The organism is Mycobacterium kyogaense (genome assembly GCF_003254575.1).
GTDB classification, from domain to species: Bacteria; Actinomycetota; Actinomycetes; order Mycobacteriales; family Mycobacteriaceae; genus Mycobacterium; species Mycobacterium kyogaense.
In genome coordinates this window covers 161,190-179,189 of record NZ_QJUA01000001.1, presented here as the reverse complement: position 1 = coordinate 179,189, position 18,000 = coordinate 161,190, and the positions used below count along the sequence as shown (strand labels likewise).

Annotated in this window: 16 protein-coding genes; 2 read left to right on the top strand and 14 right to left on the bottom strand. The window is 64.3% G+C overall.

The window, feature by feature from the left end; genetic code table 11:
* Positions 1 to 2: 2 nt before the first annotated feature.
* From DMB80_RS00895 to DMB80_RS00825, 14 genes are all read right to left on the bottom strand, one after another.
* A complete protein-coding gene (locus tag DMB80_RS00895) occupies positions 3 to 1,469 on the bottom strand; it encodes a sugar transferase (protein WP_162938354.1) in 1,467 nt (488 codons plus the stop codon).
* A gap of 68 nt (positions 1,470 to 1,537) precedes the next feature.
* A complete protein-coding gene (locus DMB80_RS00890) occupies positions 1,538 to 3,130 on the bottom strand; it encodes a KamA family radical SAM protein (protein ID WP_240430947.1) in 1,593 nt (530 codons plus the stop codon).
* Positions 3,127 to 4,515, bottom strand: coding sequence for a flavin monoamine oxidase family protein (locus DMB80_RS00885; protein ID WP_111508143.1), 1,389 nt, complete (start codon positions 4,513 to 4,515; stop codon positions 3,127 to 3,129). The genes DMB80_RS00890 and DMB80_RS00885 overlap by 4 nt, the downstream gene beginning before the upstream one ends.
* Positions 4,512 to 4,733 (bottom strand): acyl carrier protein, encoded by a 222-nt coding sequence (locus DMB80_RS00880; protein WP_111508142.1) that lies wholly within the window; start codon positions 4,731 to 4,733, stop codon positions 4,512 to 4,514. Before DMB80_RS00880 ends, DMB80_RS00885 begins: the two co-directional genes overlap by 4 nt.
* Positions 4,730 to 6,202 (bottom strand): AMP-binding protein, encoded by a 1,473-nt coding sequence (locus DMB80_RS00875; RefSeq protein WP_240430946.1) that lies wholly within the window; start codon positions 6,200 to 6,202, stop codon positions 4,730 to 4,732. Before DMB80_RS00875 ends, DMB80_RS00880 begins: the two co-directional genes overlap by 4 nt.
* Positions 6,203 to 6,684: 482 nt before the next feature.
* Positions 6,685 to 7,581 carry a LuxR C-terminal-related transcriptional regulator gene (locus DMB80_RS00865; protein WP_111508140.1) on the bottom strand — a complete coding sequence of 299 codons (897 nt, stop codon included), beginning with the start codon at positions 7,579 to 7,581 and terminating at the stop codon, positions 6,685 to 6,687.
* A gap of 268 nt (positions 7,582 to 7,849) precedes the next feature.
* Positions 7,850 to 8,524: a LuxR C-terminal-related transcriptional regulator gene (locus tag DMB80_RS00860; protein ID WP_162938353.1), complete on the bottom strand. Its 675-nt coding sequence runs from the start codon at positions 8,522 to 8,524 to the stop codon at positions 7,850 to 7,852.
* A gap of 567 nt (positions 8,525 to 9,091) precedes the next feature.
* Positions 9,092 to 9,805: a LuxR C-terminal-related transcriptional regulator gene (locus DMB80_RS00855; RefSeq protein WP_240430945.1), complete on the bottom strand. Its 714-nt coding sequence runs from the start codon at positions 9,803 to 9,805 to the stop codon at positions 9,092 to 9,094.
* A 545-nt stretch (positions 9,806 to 10,350) separates the two neighbouring features.
* The gene (locus DMB80_RS00850; protein ID WP_111508137.1) at positions 10,351 to 11,517 is read right to left on the bottom strand and encodes a lipid-transfer protein; all 1,167 of its coding nucleotides are present in this window, start codon (positions 11,515 to 11,517) and stop codon (positions 10,351 to 10,353) included.
* Entirely contained in the window at positions 11,514 to 11,927 is a 414-nt protein-coding gene (locus DMB80_RS00845) for a MaoC family dehydratase (RefSeq protein WP_111508321.1), read from the bottom strand. Before DMB80_RS00845 ends, DMB80_RS00850 begins: the two co-directional genes overlap by 4 nt.
* Positions 11,924 to 12,874, bottom strand: a complete 951-nt coding sequence (locus DMB80_RS00840; protein WP_111508136.1) for a bifunctional MaoC family dehydratase N-terminal/OB-fold nucleic acid binding domain-containing protein — start codon at positions 12,872 to 12,874, stop codon at positions 11,924 to 11,926. Before DMB80_RS00840 ends, DMB80_RS00845 begins: the two co-directional genes overlap by 4 nt.
* The gene (fadE29, locus tag DMB80_RS00835; RefSeq protein WP_111508135.1) at positions 12,871 to 14,034 is read right to left on the bottom strand and encodes an acyl-CoA dehydrogenase FadE29; all 1,164 of its coding nucleotides are present in this window, start codon (positions 14,032 to 14,034) and stop codon (positions 12,871 to 12,873) included. Before fadE29 ends, DMB80_RS00840 begins: the two co-directional genes overlap by 4 nt.
* On the bottom strand, positions 14,035 to 15,036 hold the full coding sequence (locus DMB80_RS00830) for an acyl-CoA dehydrogenase family protein (protein WP_111508134.1): 1,002 nt from the start codon (positions 15,034 to 15,036) through the stop codon (positions 14,035 to 14,037).
* 27 nt (positions 15,037 to 15,063) lie between these two features.
* Positions 15,064 to 16,326 carry a cytochrome P450 gene (locus DMB80_RS00825; protein WP_111508133.1) on the bottom strand — a complete coding sequence of 421 codons (1,263 nt, stop codon included), beginning with the start codon at positions 16,324 to 16,326 and terminating at the stop codon, positions 15,064 to 15,066.
* A 121-nt stretch (positions 16,327 to 16,447) separates the two neighbouring features.
* Between DMB80_RS00825 and DMB80_RS00820 the strand changes: the two genes are divergently transcribed.
* Both DMB80_RS00820 and DMB80_RS00815 read left to right on the top strand, forming a co-directional pair.
* Complete coding sequence (locus tag DMB80_RS00820) at positions 16,448 to 17,611, top strand: steroid 3-ketoacyl-CoA thiolase (protein WP_046365914.1); 1,164 nt, start codon at positions 16,448 to 16,450, stop codon at positions 17,609 to 17,611.
* Positions 17,611 to 17,997 carry a DUF8021 domain-containing protein gene (locus DMB80_RS00815; RefSeq protein ID WP_073683861.1) on the top strand — a complete coding sequence of 129 codons (387 nt, stop codon included), beginning with the start codon at positions 17,611 to 17,613 and terminating at the stop codon, positions 17,995 to 17,997. The genes DMB80_RS00820 and DMB80_RS00815 overlap by 1 nt, the downstream gene beginning before the upstream one ends.
* The last annotated feature ends 3 nt before the right edge of the window (positions 17,998 to 18,000 follow it).

The window sequence follows — 18,000 nt, the reverse complement described above, 5'->3', positions numbered from 1 at the left end:
CTCTAATACGCTCCGTGGCGTTGGAGAACTGTCCGCACCGTCCGCAGGACGATCACCAAATCCTGTACGTAGGACCAATTGTCGACGTAGAAGTGGTCCAAGCGAATGCGCTCGGCAGCGGATACGTCCGATCTCCCGGACACCTGCCACAGACCGGTGATTCCTGGTTTGACGAGACCCCTGCGCTCGATGAAGTACTCGACAGAAGACCCCTCGCCGGGAACCAGCGGTCGGGGACCGACGATGCTCATCGAACCGGCGAGAACGTTGAACAGCTGGGGGATCTCGTCGATGCTGGTCTTCCGGAGCCACCGGCCGATCGGTGTGATGCGCGAGTCCGTGGCCGACTTGAAGAAGATCCCATCCGACTGTCCAGAAACGATCCGCTCCGTCTCCAATTCAGCCTCGGACTCCGGCTTCATCGTTCTGAACTTCACGATACGAAATTGAATTCCGTTGTAACCGACACGATCTTGGCAGAAGAACACCGGTCCGCCGTCGTGCCACTTGATCGCCGCCGCAACCACCAACATCACGGGGCTGAGCAGGACCAACGCGATGGTTCCCACGACCAGGTCGAAGAAGCGCTTGTGGTAGTGCAACGCTCCGTCGTGGCGGGGTCGTGCCACGTGGAAGAGCGGCATGTTGTCAATCGGGCGGATCTTCAGTCGGGGACCGACGATGTCGACCATGCCCGGCATGACGATGAGGTCAGTTCCCAACGAGTCGAGTTGCCAAGTCAGGGTTCGCATGTGCTCGTGGCCGAGGTGCTCAGCAGAAGTGACGGCGAGTGCATCCGCGTTGGTGAGGCTCACCACCTCCGCGACGGAATGCTGATTACCCAGCACCGGCACGGGCCCGGTCCGGGTGTCGATCTCGAGACCGACCTTGCCCTGGTAGTCAGGCAAGCAGGCGCCGACCACACGGTAGCCGGCATGACTGCACCGATTGAAGGTGTTGCACAGTGCTATCACCGAACGTGGCTTTCCCAGCACGACCACCTGGCTCGTGAACGCACCACGCGACCTCTTCCTGGCGAGATCCCTTCTCAGAAGGTGTCTTCCCGCAAGTAGCCCCACCAGACCGACCGGTAGTGCGATGGCCAGATAGCCGCGGACCAATCCGAGCTGGAGGAGCAGATCCGTGACAGCGATGATGCCGAAAGCCCACGCGGTCGAGGTGACCACCCGGCGATACTCCTCCGAACCGATTCCCGTCAGCGAGAGATCCCATGACTCCTGCAATCCCAGGGCGGCGAGCCAGACGACCGCCAGGATGATCGAGCACGCGGTCACGTATCGCCAGTGATCACCCGTCCCGGGGCTGGTCGACTCCGGAAGACCGAACCGAGCGACTTGAGCGACCGTCACAGCCACCACCACAGCAACCGCGTCCGTCGCGATCACGTGCCGTCGGCGCATCTTCTTCCATTGGCTCGCCCGCGCTTTGGCTTCAGTGACCTGTTTCATCACCCGGTCGGCAGACTCCGACCGGAGACGGATCGTGGATCTGAACCGGCGAACGAGGGGCGGCGCAGTCATTCTGTGACGCCTCGGGTGGTCGCCATGTCTCGCATATCCAGCGCCTCCTCGTCTCTGCGGACGTTCAGATGCAGAGTCGACGCTTGCTGCCTGTTCACCCCAACGGCGGCACCGTACGGTTCACATACGGTGCCGCCGATCGGGGCGGGCTCGGAAGAGTCACTCTCGTCAGCGAGAAGTGTTGTTTCGCAGGTTCGGTGGCCGTTCTTGCGCCACCACGCTTTGCCGAGTTCCGGCAGGGTGTCGATCGGATCGAAGTACGGGTACGACCGGTTCAGGGCGTCGTCGTCCGCACCCTCCAGAACAGTGCGGTAGTTCTTGTTCCAGTAGGAGACTCCGAGGTTGCGATCGTAGCGAACTACCTGGTGTGCCCAGCGTTTTCCGACGAAGGGAACATCGCAGACCACACGTGGTGTCGCGAAGCCGGGTAGATAACCCATGATCGAGAGTTGCAGCTGCTGTGCGTGCCACAGCGGTGTCCGCCAGTGCTCGGCGTTGGGGATCATGTCGCACATGTAGAAGTAGTAAGGGAGGATGTTCGCCTCACCTTGCAGCGCAAAGCACAGATCGAGAAGGTCCTCAGTTGTGGCGTTGACGCCGCGCATCAGGACACCTTGGTTTCGCACATCTCGAAGCCCGGCGTCGAGTAGGGCGCGGGCCGCGGCGGCGACGAGTGGAGTCACCGATTGCACATGGTTGATGTGCGTGTGCAACGCCAGATTGACACCTCGTCCGGCTGCGAGTTGCGCCACCCGGTTGACGCCGTCGAGCACCTTCGTCTGCAGCCAGTGCTGCGGCAAGGCAGCCAGCGCCTTGGTGGCCAGTCGGATGTCGCGGATCGTGTCGATCTCCAGCAGTTGCGAGATGAACGACTCCAACCGCGGCCAGGGAACATTGCCGACGTCACCCCCGGAGACCACGACGTCGCGAACCGTCGGGGTGGCGCGCAGATAATCGAGCATCTGTCGTTGCCGATCAGCCGGCTGGAGAGTCAGTCTCGTCTTGGTGACAGTCGGCGTCGAGTTGCCGATGAGATCCATCCGTGTGCAGTGACCGCAGTACTGCGGACACGTCGACACCAATTCGGCAAGGACCTTGGTCGGGTACCGATGGGTCAGGCCCTCCACCACCCACATATCGCTCTCGTGCAGCGAATCCCGTTCGGCGTAGGGGTGCGAGCACCATTCGGGGTGACGATCGCTGCGCACAGGGAGCATGTAGCGCCGAATCGGATCGGCATAGAACAGCTTCGTGAGCGTGTCACGTGCCGAATCCCACTGCGGCGCCATGGTGTTGAGCATCTGCGGCGGCAACAGCATCGACATCGTTGCTCGGTGCTGCTGATCGGCAGCCAGGTCGGCATAGAACTCCTCATCGAGGAGATCGCCCATCACGGCACGAAGTTGACCGATGTTCTTGAGTGAGTGCGCCCGCTGCCATTGCGGATCGTGCCAATCGGAGGGGGACACCTTCGCCCAGCCTGGATATCGCCGCCAGTCCGGCTCGACCAGCAGCCTGCGCACGTACATGTACGGCTGCTCGGTGACCGCGGTGAAGTCAGACCCGTCGCTCTCGAAGACCGTACTCATCGGACCAGCACCTTCGATGAGTCGGTTGTGGCATCTGCCGCATCGATCACTTCGGCCGCGGCGCGTCGACCCGACCTGATCGCGCCTTCCATCAAGCCGAAGTACTCCAGGCTGGTCTCCGTGCCTGCCCAATGGATCCGTCCGTGCGGCTCGGTGAGTGTCGGTCCCAGGCGAAGCCAGTCGCCCGGCCCGAACAACGCGGCGTAGCAGCCCTTGCTGTACTTTTCGGCGATCCAGTCGGTTACCGAGCAGGTGTCCGGTGGAGGAAGCTGCGGGAAGAGTCGCGCGACATGGTCGAGTACCGCGTCCTTCTGACCGGCCGGCGACAACGCGGAGAAGGCAGACGCTGCCGCTCCGGTGACAAACCCCGTCAGCACACCCGCGGACTCATCGGAAGGCGAGTCATCGACCGTCGACAGCAGCGGCCCGCTGGTGCTCATCGACCACCCGGAGAGCCCGCCCTCACGCCAGATAGGCGACCGGTAGCCCAGGTGAACTTTGATCGCGCAGCCGCGTCCCGTGGCGGAGGTAGCCCGGGGTGTGCCCAGACCCGGACGGAAGTCGATGCGCTGAGCGAGTAGTGGCGGTACTGCGACGATCACGCGATCAGCCCGGAACTCAGACTGCCGGTGGGCGGTGTCGGTGACGCAACGCACGACCACACCGTGATCGTCCTGATCGATAGCCGCGACAGGTTGATCCATGTGCACCCGATCACCGAGTTGCTCCGCCAGCTCCTCTGCGAGAAGGTGGGCACCACCGTCGATCCGCCACTGCTGCGCCCCACCCTCGAAAGCGTTGAGGTATCGGAGCCCTCCGCCGGATCGAAGGTAAAAAGCCATGTGCAGTACGGAGATCGCCGCGGGATCGGCGGCCATCATCTCGCCGAGGAAAAGTGGAAAGAAGGTGTGTGCGTCTGGACGCGCGATCCCGTCCTCGAGCCACCGTTGCGCAGAAAGCCAGTCGAGGCGCTCGGCGTCGGGTGTCAGCCACGGCGCATTCGGCCGGACTGTCTCGACCAGATCTTCGAGACGGTCGAACAGGTCACCGAGCGCGACGGCGTCCAGTGGCGGCACCCTGCTCGCAGTAGTCGTGCGTTGATCGTCGATCAGGAAGGTGCTCTCACCGCTCATGCCAGTGGACACCAGGTCGAGGCGGTGATCGTTGACGAGCTGAAGCAGCTCGGTGTGCTGTCGTCCGAGGTAGGCCGCGCCTCCGTCGGCGACGACACCCGAGGACATCGGCACACCGCGCATGCGACCACCCACCCGGTCGCGGGCCTCCAGGACGGTGACCTCGGCTCCTGACGCGGCCACGTCGCGGGCCGCGATCAAGCCGGCGAGGCCGGCGCCGACCACGACGACACGCGCGCTGGCCCCAATCATGGCGCCACCACCGCAACGAGATCGAATAGATCAGTAGCCGTGGGGTTCTCGACGAGATCGTCGTACACGAGTTCCATCCCGAAGTCGCGAGCGATCGCGCTCAGTACCCTGGTTGCCAGCAACGAGTCACCCCCGAGCTCGAAGAAGTCGGAGTGTTCGTCCACCTCGGTGGTTTTCAGGACCCGCCGGAAGATCTCGACGATATGTTCGGGACTCACCGATTTGCTCCTTGGTTGTTTCCGTTGACGTGGGCTTGGCGTGTTGCCGCACGGTCGACCTTGCCGTTGGCGGTGTACGCCAGCGCCGCGACGAAATTCACGCGCGTAGGCACGAACTGCCCGGGTAGGCGCTCGCGCAGGAATGCCTTCAGTTCGGCGGTGGTGGTGGGTCGGCTCGCGACCACGTACGCCGTCAATGACGTTCGTCCCAGGAGCCTCTCACCGACGACGACGGCGCCGGTGACCGCCGGATGGGCGTTCAGCTGCGCCTCGACCTCCGCTGGATGGACCCGAACACCGAGTACTTTGAGCTGTTCGTCCACTCGCCCAAGCGAATACAGCGTCCCGCCGGCTCGGTGGACGAGGTCCCCGGTGTGGAACCAGCGGGCCGGCCCCGTCCCGTGGTCGGCGACCGTGAACGAGGTTGCAGTCAACTCGGGCAGGTCGAGGTACCCGGTGGCCAAGCCAGGTCCGGACACCAGCAGCTCACCGTCAAGGGTGACATGGTCGCGCACGTGAGGGAGTGGCCGACCGATCGGCGCCTCCTGGTGCGCACCGTTCGGGGGTCCAGTTCCCGGTCCGCTGAGTTGTGCGGCGTGCGTGATCATCGTCGTCTCAGTGCACCCGTAGGTGTTGAGCAGGCAGACGTCGTGGAGATCGAGAGCCCGCCACTGCTCCAGACGAGTGGGATCGACACGCTCCCCGCCGATGACCACGAGCCGGACGCTGTCCGGGAAGGAGATCCGCTCCTCGTGCAGGAAGAGTACGAGTTCGTGCCAGAACGCCGTGGGCAGATCCACGACGGTGATCGCCTGCTCTGCGAGCATGCGCACGAAGGCCGGGAACGAACCGCTGTGAGCAGCGTCGTCGAAGACCAGTGCCGACCCAGCAGTCAGGGCGGGCAGGATCTCCTCCAGGCAGGTGTCCCAGCCGAGCGAGGCGAACTGCAACACACGGTCCGCGGGAGTGAGGGCGAAGAGCGAACGCAGTGCCCGCACTGTGACGGTCAGCGCAGACCGCGACACCGCAACGGGTTTGGGCGTGCCGGTCGAGCCCGAGGTGCACAGAACATAGGCGGCGTCGTTCGGACGCCAGCGCAGCTCCGGGAGGCCGTTCTCGACGTCTGCTCGGGGATCTTGCGGTGCGGATAGCAGGCGGTCGACACCCATGGCCGTGGTGAGCGCTTGCACCCGCCCGGCCGGTAGCGAGGCGTCGATGGGGCAGTACGTGGCTTGGGCCCGCAACACCCCCAACAGCTGGTGCGCCACCGCGGGATCGTGTGATACCAGCACGCCGATGCGTCCGGGCATTTTCGTGACCCGCGGCGTCTCAGAGTGAACGTGTAGGGCCGCGAGTCGAACCCGATCTTCGAGCTCCCGGTAGGTGATGGATGTCCCGTTGTGCACCAGCGCTGGACGGTGTGGCCAGTCGCGCGCCGCGGCAACGAAGTCGTCGATGACGTCTGCCACGTGCTCGGCTTCACACCCAGAGACATGTGCGGTCGGCATCTCGCTGTGACACAGCGCCTTCCACATGTCGAGGCTTCGTTCGACCGATGACTCGATCGCTCGTTGCAGCTGTGGATTCATTTGACTGTCACCGAATCGGCGAGACTGCGGGCCATATCGTGCATCACCGATCTCCTCGTCCTGAGCCGGCGAACGTGCGTCGACACGTCGCGATGGATCTCCCAGTGATCGAAGACAGATCCGAAGTTCCTCTGCGCGAGCGCTATCGAGGTAGCCGAACTTCTGTCACTGACTTCGCCACGTGTTGTGTTCCGGAGCGCAATGGCCTCACCCGGGGCCGGCCAAATCACCATCTGCATCGCCGCGTCGCAACGACTTTCGAATTCCCCCGCAAACACATCATCACTATTGACGACCCCGATACCGTTCGTACATGGACCATGAGAGCGATTTTCGGACTGGATCCGGGACTGAATCGGGATCTAGTACGGCGAGACATTGCTGGCCGCAACGATATTGCGCGCAAGCGCTGCAGCCTCTTCGCGACTGCTGACACCGAGCTTGGTCAGCACGCTGTGCACGTGATTCTTCACAGTATGGACGGCTATACAGAGCCGATCCGCGATGTCACGGTTCGCAAGTCCCGCCTCCAGCATCCTGAGGATCTGAATCTCCCGAGCAGTCAGAGGTAGTTCCCTGGTTGTCGGATGCCGACGCTGTGAGGCCAGGGCTGACAACCGCCTGAGCAATATTCCCGATACCGCTGGCGAACACAATGATTCGCCAGCAGCAACTCGGTGTATCAACACAAGGAGGTTGTCGAGAGGTTCTGCGCGCAGGTGATAGCCCGCCGCACCCGCCTCCGCGCAAGCGACGATGCCCGATTCGTCCTCCTCGGACACACCGACGACAATTACGCGCACGTTCGGGCTCGATGTCGATGCCTGCCTCAGCAACATCGCGCTATCGCGCGTCGCCATGTTCAACAGAATGACGTGCGGGAGTGTCGCTTGCACTTCCGCGACCATCGAATTCAGATCGGACGCCACGCCGACCGCCACCACGCCCGGCTGCGCGACGAGAACGCCGGCCAGACACTCGCGATGGAGTGCGCAGTCGTCGACGATCAGGACCCGGACGTCATGAGGTGACCCGAGTGCGCTCACTACGTTGGGACGAGCTTGGACGCCGTCGGCCGTCCGCACTATCCGATCGAGGAACTCGACGTTCGAATGCTGCAGTGTCATTTCTCTGTCCGATGGACGTCCATTGACCGGAACCCAATCATGGGCCGCTCTGCGACGGTCCCCGTCGAACGACGCCAGCTCGTCGCCCGGCCAGGTCGACAACAGCGGTCGGATGGGCGGGAGCTCATTCATGTCGGATCCCGCGATCCGACTCGAGATGGATGCGCCATCCCGCGGTCACGTCCGAGCGCCGTTGTGTCTTCAAAGGTCCTCCCCCACGGAAACCTGTACTGTCACCGCGACCGCGAGAAAGTCGAAGGCACATGGTGACTCGTTCGCCAATTCACTGAGGACGCGATGCAGAGCTAACTCCTCTGCCACCATCACTATCGGGGTCGGCAGAACCGCCGTACATGGGTCATCGGAGCCAACTTTGACTAGACCGGGAGCCAGACCTCCGTCAGTCGCGGTGGTCCGCCCGCAGCTTGTGGAATGCCGCAGCAGCCTCGGCGCGGGTGTTGACCCCCAGCTTCGTCAGCAGACTGTGCACGTGATTCTTCACGGTGTGAACCGCGATGGACAGATCGAAAGCGATCTGTTGGTTCGACCGGCCTAGTTCCAGCATGTGCAGGACCTGTATCTCGCGTGTAGTGAGTCCTGGATCCCTGGTTGTCCTTCGACGCGAATCAGCGACAGCGGACACCCGTCGAAGTAGCGTTGCCGAGATTTGTGGCGGACACCAGGTCCTGCCCAGGGCGACGACCCGGATCAGCACGAGTAGGTCGGCCAACGAGTCGATCTTCATGTGGTAGGCCGCCACTCCTGCCTTGGCACACGCGGAGATCACCTCCACGTCGTCCTCGGGAGTTGCGACAGCGACCAGGGGCACGCCCGGGTTCACATGTGACACTGCCCGCAGAAGCATCTGCCCCATGCCGGTGGCCATGTTGAGCAGAATCATCTGGGGGGCTGCGGATTCCAATGCATGCATCAGAGAGGGCAAGTCCCAGGCGGTGGTGACGCGCGCAATGCCATTCGACATCAGCGCCGAAGCAAGCGCTTCGCGATACAGCGCGCAATCGTCAACGATCAATACCTTGCCCGGGAATCCTGCGTGCGAGTCACCGTTGCTCACGGGGGCCGTCATGTCCATCGCAGATGCAGGCCAGCGACTCCTCGGCGATTCTGTTGAATCCGAGCGCAATCGAGCTCACCTACGTATGCGATGTCGGCGCTGTATGACTCCTCGAGCCACATGTGAAGTACACGGGTCGACGGCGCGAGCACTACCGCATCATCGGCCGATGACCCTGACGGCCTCGAACGCAGCGCAGTCACACCCGTAGAGGGTGCCGACCCCGGCGAGTCGACCGATCGGGGGATGGCCGACTGGGCGGGCGCCGAGGTCGGCACCTGTTCGTGAGGTGGCATCGCTGCCACTGCTGGTGACCGCGCCGACCGATCGCCGCTGTCACCGCGACACATCCCTGGACGTAATGCGGCTGTCGAGCAACGCTTGTCGTTCCGACGGGCAGACATGCCACCTCCCCCTAGCAGCTCCGGGGAAGAGCCGGCGACGCCAACGAACTCGAGTTAACGGACTCCCCGCACGTCAACTATCGACATCGAGGGGGCACGCGTACATGGCTCTTTGGAGCGATCTTTCATCTAGAGACCTGTCTAGATCCCACATCTGAAACGGTCATCGGAGTGACCGACAGAAGGCTGCCGCCTCAGCACGCGTACGGACACCGAGCTTGCCGAGAACGCTGTGCACGTGGTTCTTCACCGTGTGCACCGCGATGCACAGCTCGTCGGCGATGTCCCTGTTGGACAGACCTTGTTCGAGCATTCGGAGGATCTGCATCTCGCGCGCGGTCAGATCTGGATCACCGGGAACGGTTCGCCGCTCGGATGCCACGGTTGACAGGTACCTGAGCAGGATCGCCGATATCCGTGGCGAGCAGACATACTCTCCGTGTGCGACCTTGGCGATGAGATTGCGCAGCTCACTCAGAGACTCGGACCGCAGATGATAAGCAGCGACGCCGGCCTCAGCGCACGCGATCACAACGGCCTCATCGTCATCGTCGACCCCAATGACAATGACTTTGGCTGTTGGGCACATCTGCCGTACGCAATGCAGCAACGAGATGCTCTGGTGTGTCAACAGATTGAGCAGCACGATGCGTGGCGGTGTGGAGACGGCGGCGCTCAGTGAATCGACACTCCATGCCATGGCGGGCCGCGCCGCCGTTTCGTCGGCAAGGATGGTCGCGAGGTTGTCGCGCTGGAGGCGCGAGTCATCGACGATCAGGATGTCCTCGACCGGCAACTCGAGATGCGCCCCGTCGGCGAAGTGGCGTCCGTCGAGACGAACCCGGCGTCGTTCGTGCTCAGTGATCGGCGAGCTCATCGGGAATGTCGCGGTGCGAAATGGTGAGACACCATGACGTCCGTCTTCGCCGCTGAGATGTGCCGCGATCTCGGCCGGTACCCTGCCGAGCGCGTCCCAGGCCTGAGTCATCGACCCGCCTAGCGTTTTCGGACCGCGCGGGTCACCGCCGGTCCCCGCCGAGTCGACACCACATCGCCGATATCCACCGCCGACCCCATACCTGCCCCCCGTTGTCCAGATGCCGACGGACCATGCAATCCCCGACGCTCATGTCACGCACTGACACCATCTATTATGTAAGTTTGCTAGATTTGCAGTCAAGTGCGAATTTGCGAGTGCGTCTCTGATGGTTGCGCGGGAAAATACCCACCGTGCTGTCTGCGGAGCAAACTCTCGCCGTTTTGCCTGATGACGGGCTCGCCGCCGGGAACGGCTCTTGGCCAGCGACGTGCGTGACTGGAAAGATTTCTGTCAAAAATGTCGCAACCATCCGATGCCGCAGCGACGCCGGAAATCCCATCGTTACACACGTCGGTGGCGTTAGAATTTGCTGCGCGCTGACCTCAGCCGAGGATCAGGCCTGAGGTCGGCACGCCGGTACCCGCGGTCACCAGCACGTGCTCGACGTCGGGAACCTGGTTGACCGACGTGCCGCGAAGCTGACGTACCCCCTCGGCGATCCCGTTCATGCCATGGATGTAGGCCTCCCCCAGCTGTCCGCCGTGGGTGTTGATCGGCAATCTGCCGCCGATCTCGATCGCACCGTCGGCGATGAAGTCCTTCGCCTCACCCTTGCCGCAGAAACCGAGTTCCTCCAGCTGGACCAGCGTGTACGGGGTGAAGTGGTCGTACAGGATGGCCGTCTGGATATCGTCTGGAGCGAGACCACTCTGCCCCCACAGTTGCTTGCCGACCAGCCCCATCTCGGGCAGGCCGAGCTCGTCGCGATAGTAGGAGTACATCGTGAACTGATCGGCGCCGGCGCCCTGGGCGGCGGCCTCGATGACGGCAGGCCGATGCTTGAGGTCCTTCGCCCGTTCCGGCGTGGTGACCACGATCGCCACGCCGCCGTCGGTCTCCTGGCAGCAGTCCAACAGGCGCAACGGTTCTGCGATCCACCGGGAGTTCTGATGGTCTTCGATCGTGATCGGCTTGCCGTAGAAGTGCGCCTTGGGGTTGTTGGCGGCGTGCTTACGATCGGCCACTGAGATGGCACCGAAATCCCTACTGGTGGCGCCATATTCGTGCATGTAGCGCTGCGCGATCATCGCCACTGAGGCAGCGGGAGTGCTCAGACCGTGCGGATAGGACCAGCTGTACTCGACGCCGCGGGAATCGGCGTTGACGGTCAGGCCCGTCATCACCTGGCCGAAGCGGAACTCAGAGCGCTCGTTGAAGGCGCGGTAAGCGACCACGACCTCTGCCACACCGGTGGCAACAGCCAGCGCCGCCTGCTGCACCGTCGCAGCCGCGGCCCCTCCGCCGTATCCGATCTGGCTGAAGAAACTCAGGTCGCCGATCCCGGTGGCCCGCGCCACGGCGGTCTCCAGGTTCGAGTCCATCGTGAACGTCACCAGGCCGTCGACATCCGACGGCGCCAACCCCGCGTCATCGAGTGCGTCGAGCACCGCCTCGGCCGCCAGCCGCAGCTCACTGCGCCCGGAGTTCTTGGAGAAGTCGGTGGCGCCGATCCCCGCGATCGCCGCTCGCCCCGACAGACCGCCGCTCATCGTGCACCACCGAAAGTCATGATGGCTGTTGCGATCACATGATCTCCCAGGCTGTTGCTCCCGGTGACCTTGGCCGTGACGAGGTCACCGTCGACGGCGGTCACCTCACCGCGGAACGTGACCGTGTCGTAGGCGTACCACGGCACGCCGAGACGTAGCGAGATCGACCGGATCATCGCGGTGGGGCCGGCCCAGTCGGTGAGGTAGCGCTGCACCAGCCCGGTGTCGGTGAGGATGTTGACGAAGATGTCCTTGGAGCCCTTGGCCTGGGCCTTGTCCCGGTCGTGGTGAACATCCTGGTAGTCGCGCGTGGCGATGGCGGTCGACACGATGAAGGTCGGGTCGGCGTAAAGCGTCAGCTCCGGCAAGGCGGTGCCCACCTCGAAGGACGGCACGGTCGGTGCACTCATGATCGCGGCTCCCATGCGTACAGGGTCCAGGCGGGGCTGATGTCGCTGTCTGGGAAATCGAGATACGTTGCCCGAACTGACATTCCGATCTTCACGTCGGCGGGATCGACACCGCGGAGTTCCCCGAGCATGCGCACCCCCTCCTCCAATTCGACGAGCGCGATGACGAACGGCAGCGTCCGACCCGGCACCTTGGGGGCGTGGTGGACGACGAAGCTGTACACCGTGCCCTCACCACTGGCCACGACGTAGTCGACGGGCTCGTCCTTGTCGGCCCACACCGCAGGCACCGGTGGATGCTGCAGGCTCCCGTCGGGCCGCCGCTGGATGCGCAACTCGTGGGCGTTGACGCCGTCCCAGAAGAACTTGGTGTCCCGCGACGATGCTGGGCGCATCAGCTTGTCCGGATCCAGATCCTCGGGCACGGCCGGACCGTCCGCCGCTCGGGGCGCGAACTTCATGATGCGCCAATTCATCTCGGCCACCGTCTCACCGTCGCCGACAGTCCAGGTGATGAGCTGGTTGATGAAGTAACCCTCGCCCAGCGCGGTCTGCTTCGGTCCGACGACATCGGTGATCTCGGCGTGGATCTCGACTTCCTCGCCCGGTCGCAGATACCGGTGATAGGTCTGTTCGCAGTTGGTGGCGACCACGCCGACGAAGCCGGCTTCGTCGAACAGCGCCATCATCTTCGACAGCGGGTCGTCGTCAGAGCGCCCCTCGCCGAGCCCGCCCATCGTCCACACCTGGATCATGGCCGGCGGCGCGACGATGCCGGGGTGGCCGGCAGCGACGGCCGCCTCCTCGTTGACGTAGACCGGGTTCTTGTCGCCGATCGCGTCCACCCAGTGGTGGATCATCGGGAGATTCACCGGATCCGGGCCACGGCGCGCTTCGCTCTTACCGGTAGCCGTGATCTCGTCGATCGCGGCGCGAAGATCGCTCACCGTGAGACCCTCGGGACCTTGAGTCCCGACGCCGCGATCTGCTCGCGCATCACCTCGTTGACACCGCCTCCGAATGTAATGACCAGGTTGCGCTTGGTCATCTTGTCCAGCCAGTCGAGCAGCTCACCGGTCTCCGGATCGGCCGGGTTGCCGTAGGCACCGACGATCTCCTCGGCCAGCCGGCCCACATCCTGAACCCGTTCGGTGGAGAACACTTTCGTGGCTGCTGCGTCGGCGACGGCGATGGTCTCTCCGGACGAGGCGACCTGCCAGTTCAGCAGCTCGTTCACGCGCCAGATGGCTTTGATCTGCCCGAGCAGCCGGCGGACGTCCGGCTGGTCGACCGGCGTGACGCCGTCCGAACCGGGCTTCGAGGCCCAGGCGTGCACCCGGTCGTAGATGCCGGCGATGCGCCCGGCCGGGCCGAGGCCGACGCGCTCGTGGTTGAGCTGGGTGGTGATGAGCTTCCAGCCGCCGTTCTCCTCACCGACGAGCATGTCGGCGGGCACCCGGACGTCGTTGTAGTACGACGCGTTGGTGTGGTGCGCCCCGTCGGACAGGATGATCGGCGTCCAGGAGAAACCGGGATCCTTGGTGTCGACGATCAGGATCGAAATGCCCTTGTGCTTGGCGGCTTCCGGATCGGTGCGGCACGCGAGCCAGATGTAGTCGGCATCGTGTGCGCCGGTGGTCCACATCTTCTGCCCGTTCACGATGTATTCGTCACCGTGGCGGACCGCAGAGGTGCGCAGCGACGCGAGATCGGTACCAGCGTCCGGTTCGGAGTAGCCGATCGCGAAATGGATGTCACCGGAGAGGATTCCGGGCAGGAACTTCTTCTTCTGTTCCTCGGTGCCGTACACCTGCAGCGTCGGTCCGACGGTCTGCAAGGTCACCAGCGGCAGCGGGACGTCGGCGCGATTGGCCTCGTTGACGAAAATCTGCTGCTCGATGGGGCCGAGGCCGAGACCGCCGTACTCCTTGGGCCAGCCCATGCCGAGCTTGCCGTCCGTACCCATCCGCTTGATGACGGCGCGGTAGGCCTCGTTGTGCCGATTCGACTGCATCGCCTCGGCTTCATCGGGTGTGATGAGCGTCGAGAAGTACTGGCGCAGTTCGGCTTGCAGAGCCCGCTGCTCAGGGTTCAGTTCGATGTACATTTACGCTCCCACCAGATCGAGACGGTGCGTCGGACCACCCAGTATCCGGGTCAGGTCCTTGATCGAGGAGAAATAGCGATCCATCGGGTAGGTGATGTCCATACCCATACCGCCGTGCAGATGGTGGCACAGTCGCATGGCAGGCGGCGCCTGCGAGGTCAGCCAGTATCCGAAGATCGCCAGGTCATCATCGGCGTCGAGGCCCTGAGACAGCAGCCACGCCGCAGACGTCGACACCAGCGAGATCGTGCGGGAGGCGATGTACACCTCCGACAACTGCGCGGCCACGGTCTGGAACGTCGACAGAGGCCGGCCGAACTGCTCGCGGGTGGCGACATAGTCCGCGGTCAACCGCAACGCTCCGGCCACCAGTCCCGCCGCGAAGGCGCCCGAGGTGGCCAGGACGACTTCGTTCACCTGATGTGGGGCCGCGTCTGCCAGCACGTCGTCGTCGGCGACCGCGACGTCGCGGAAGGTCACCACGAACTCGTCGGCACCGGTGGCCGACGGTGTCTTCGTCATCGAGATCCCGTCGGCGTCCCCGCGCACCACCGCCACACCCGAATCTGCGGTGACGACAAGCCATTCGGCATCGGCGGCGTATCCGACGGCGAGCTTGGTGCCGTTGAGCACACCGCCCGCCAGAGTGGTGGCCGGCCGGTCTGGCTGAGACGAACCGGGTTCGTTCAGCGCGACGGTGAGCACCGACCCCTTGGCCAGCCCGGAGAGATAGCGGTCCTGTTGCTCCTCGGACGCGAGGCTGAGAAGCACTGCGGCCGAGGCCAAGACCACCGGCGCCGGACTGACGGTGCCGTGCCTACCGATCTCGGTCAGCGCGGTGGCGATCTCGGCGATGCCGAGACCGTCACCCCCCAGGCGCTCGGGAGCCGCCAGCGCGAGTACGCCGCCGGAAACCAGTGCCTCCCAGGTGTTGTCTCGGTCGAGCACGGACGTCACCACGTCGGCGACCGCCTGCTGACCCTCATCTGGAGTGAAATCCACCCGACTCCTCCTCGAGTCTTCGACGCGTCAGTGCTTGACCGGACAACCCTGGCCGGTGTAGTCCACCTGCCAGTGCTTGATGCCGTTGAGCCAGCCCGACTTCAACCGCTCCGGTTCCCCGATCGGCTGCAGGTCCGGCATGTGGTCGGCGACGGCGTTGAAGATCAGATTGATCGTCATCTTCGCCAGGTTGGCACCGATGCAGTAGTGGGCACCCGTGCCGCCGAAACCGACATGCGGATTGGGGGTGCGCATGATGTCGAACTTGTGCGCCTCGGGGAAGACGTCCTCGTCGAAGTTGGCTGAGCGGTAGGACATCACCACGCGCTCACCCTTCTTGATGGAGACCCCGCCGAGCTCGGTGTCCTCCAGCGCGGTGCGCTGGAACGCCGACACCGGCGTCGCCCAGCGCACGATCTCGTCGGCGGCGCTCTCCGGACGCTCCTTCTTGTAGAGCTCCCACTGATCGGGGTTCTGCGAGAACGCGATCATGCCGTGCGTGATCGAATTACGGGTGGTCTCGTTACCGGCGACCGCCAGCATCACCACGAAGAAACCGAACTCGTCGTCAGAGAGCTTCTCCCCGTCGAAGTCGGCCTGGATCAGCTTGGTCACGATGTCCTCGGTCGGGTTCTTGGCCCGCTCCTCGGCCATCTTCATCGCGTACGTGATCAGCTCGAACGACGACATCGCGGGGTCGACGTCGGCGTACTCCGGGTCCTCCCCCGCCGTCATCTCGTTGGACCAGCGGAAGATCTTGTCGCGGTCGTCCTGCGGGACGCCGAGCAACTCGGCGATCGCCTGCAGCGGCAGTTCGCAGGACACCTGCTCGACGAAGTCACCGGCGCCCTCGGCCCGGGCGCTCTCGGCGATCTTGTGCGCCCGGGCCCGCAGTTCGTCCTCGAGACGCCCGATGGCCCGCGGAGTGAAACCGCGGGAGATGATCTTGCGCAACCGCGTGTGTTGCGGCGCATCCATGTTGAGCAGGACAGCCTTCTGGAGGTCGATCGCATCGCGGGTCATGTCCGCGGGCCACGTCGGGATCGCACCATCGGGGGAGCTGCCGAAGATGTCGTTGCGCTTCGACACCTCCTTGACATCGGCGTGCTTGGTCACGAGCCAGTAGCCCTTGTCACCGAAGCCGCCGGCACCGCCGGGGATGTCGACCCAGTGCACGGGCTCGGACTTGCGGAGCTCCGCCAACTCTTCGACCGGCAGACGCTCGAGATTCAGGCTCGCGTCGAGGAAATCGAAGTGGGGGCTGATCGGACAGGTATTCGGGCCTGGCATAGGAAAGCGCTCCTCAATTGCAACGTGTTCTAGTGCCAGTAAAACATGCCTCTACCGCAGATAAAAGGCACAGCGGCATCGCCGCTTGTCAGAGTAATGAAACGTGTTCTAGCCTGACGCCATGGGTAACCCTGTCCTCGTCGAAGCCACCCGGAGCCCCATCGGCAAACGCAACGGCTGGCTGTCCGGTCTGCATGCCACCGAGCTGCTGGGCGCCGTGCAGAAGGCGCTGGTCGACAAGGCGGGCATCGACGCAGGCGACGTCGAACAGGTGATCGGCGGCTGCGTCACCCAGTACGGCGAACAGTCCAACAACATCACCCGGGTGGCCTGGTTGACCGCCGGGCTGCCCGACCACGTCGGGGCCACCACGGTGGACTGCCAGTGCGGCAGCGGCCAGCAGGCCAACCATCTCATCGCCGGGCTGATCGCCGCCGGGGCGATCGACATGGGGATCGCCTGCGGAGTCGAGGCGATGAGCCGGGTCGGTCTGGGCGCCAATGCCGGGCCCGACCGATCGAAGATCCGCGCGCAGTCCTGGGACATCGACATGCCCAACCAGTTCGAGGCCGCCGAACGAATCGCCAAGCGCCGCGGCATCACCCGCGAGGACATCGACCGCTTCGGGTTCGACTCGCAGCGCAAGGCCAAGCAAGCGTGGGCCGAAGGACGGTTCGACCGCGAGATCAGCCCGATCGAGGCGCCGGTGCTCGACGAGAACAAGCAGCCCACCTCCGAGAGGGCTCCGGTCACCCGCGACCAGGGTCTGCGGGACACCACGCTGGAGGCATTGGCATCGCTGAACCCTGTGATGGAGGGCGGTATTCACACCGCGGGCACCTCGTCGCAGATCTCTGACGGGGCGGCGGCAGTGCTCTGGATGGACGAAGACGTCGCCAAGGCCCACGGTCTGCGACCCCGGGCACGCATCGTCAGCCAGGCGCTCGTGGGCGCCGAACCGTATTACCACCTCGACGGGCCGGTGCAGTCGACTGCAAAGGTGCTCGAGAAGGCCGGAATGAAGATGGGCGACATCGACATCACGGAGATCAACGAGGCGTTCGCGTCCGTCGTGCTGTCCTGGGCCCGGGTCCACGAGCCCGATATGGACACCGTCAACGTCAGTGGTGGGGCGATCGCGCTGGGCCACCCGGTGGGCAGCACCGGCAGTCGGCTCATCACCACCGCGCTGCATGAGTTGGAGCGCACCGACAAGACGACGGCGCTGATCACGATGTGCGCCGGCGGCGCGCTGTCGACCGGGACCATCATCGAGCGCATCTGATGGCCGTCCCGGACTCCGAGCGGATCGCCGCGGCGCAGGCATACATCAGCGCCCTGGCCAGCCACAAGGCCGACGACGTGCCGTTCGCGCCCGGTTGCACCCGGGTCGAGGTCGGCCTCAAGACCGGCTTCTCGGGTAATCATCTGCGGCGCAGCCTCAATCGCGGTCTGCAGTACCGCGTGATTGAAAAGGTCTCCACCCCGGAGTTCACCATCGACGGCGACACCGTGCGCGCGCAGTTCGAGCTCTCGACCACACCGAAACTGGGCGGCCGCAGTGTCGGCGCCCGCATCGACGAGACGTTCGTGATCCCTGCCGACGACCCGTCGGGCCGCGCGCAGATTCACCACATCAACGCTTCGATCCGGCCCTTCCTGACGCGATAAGGT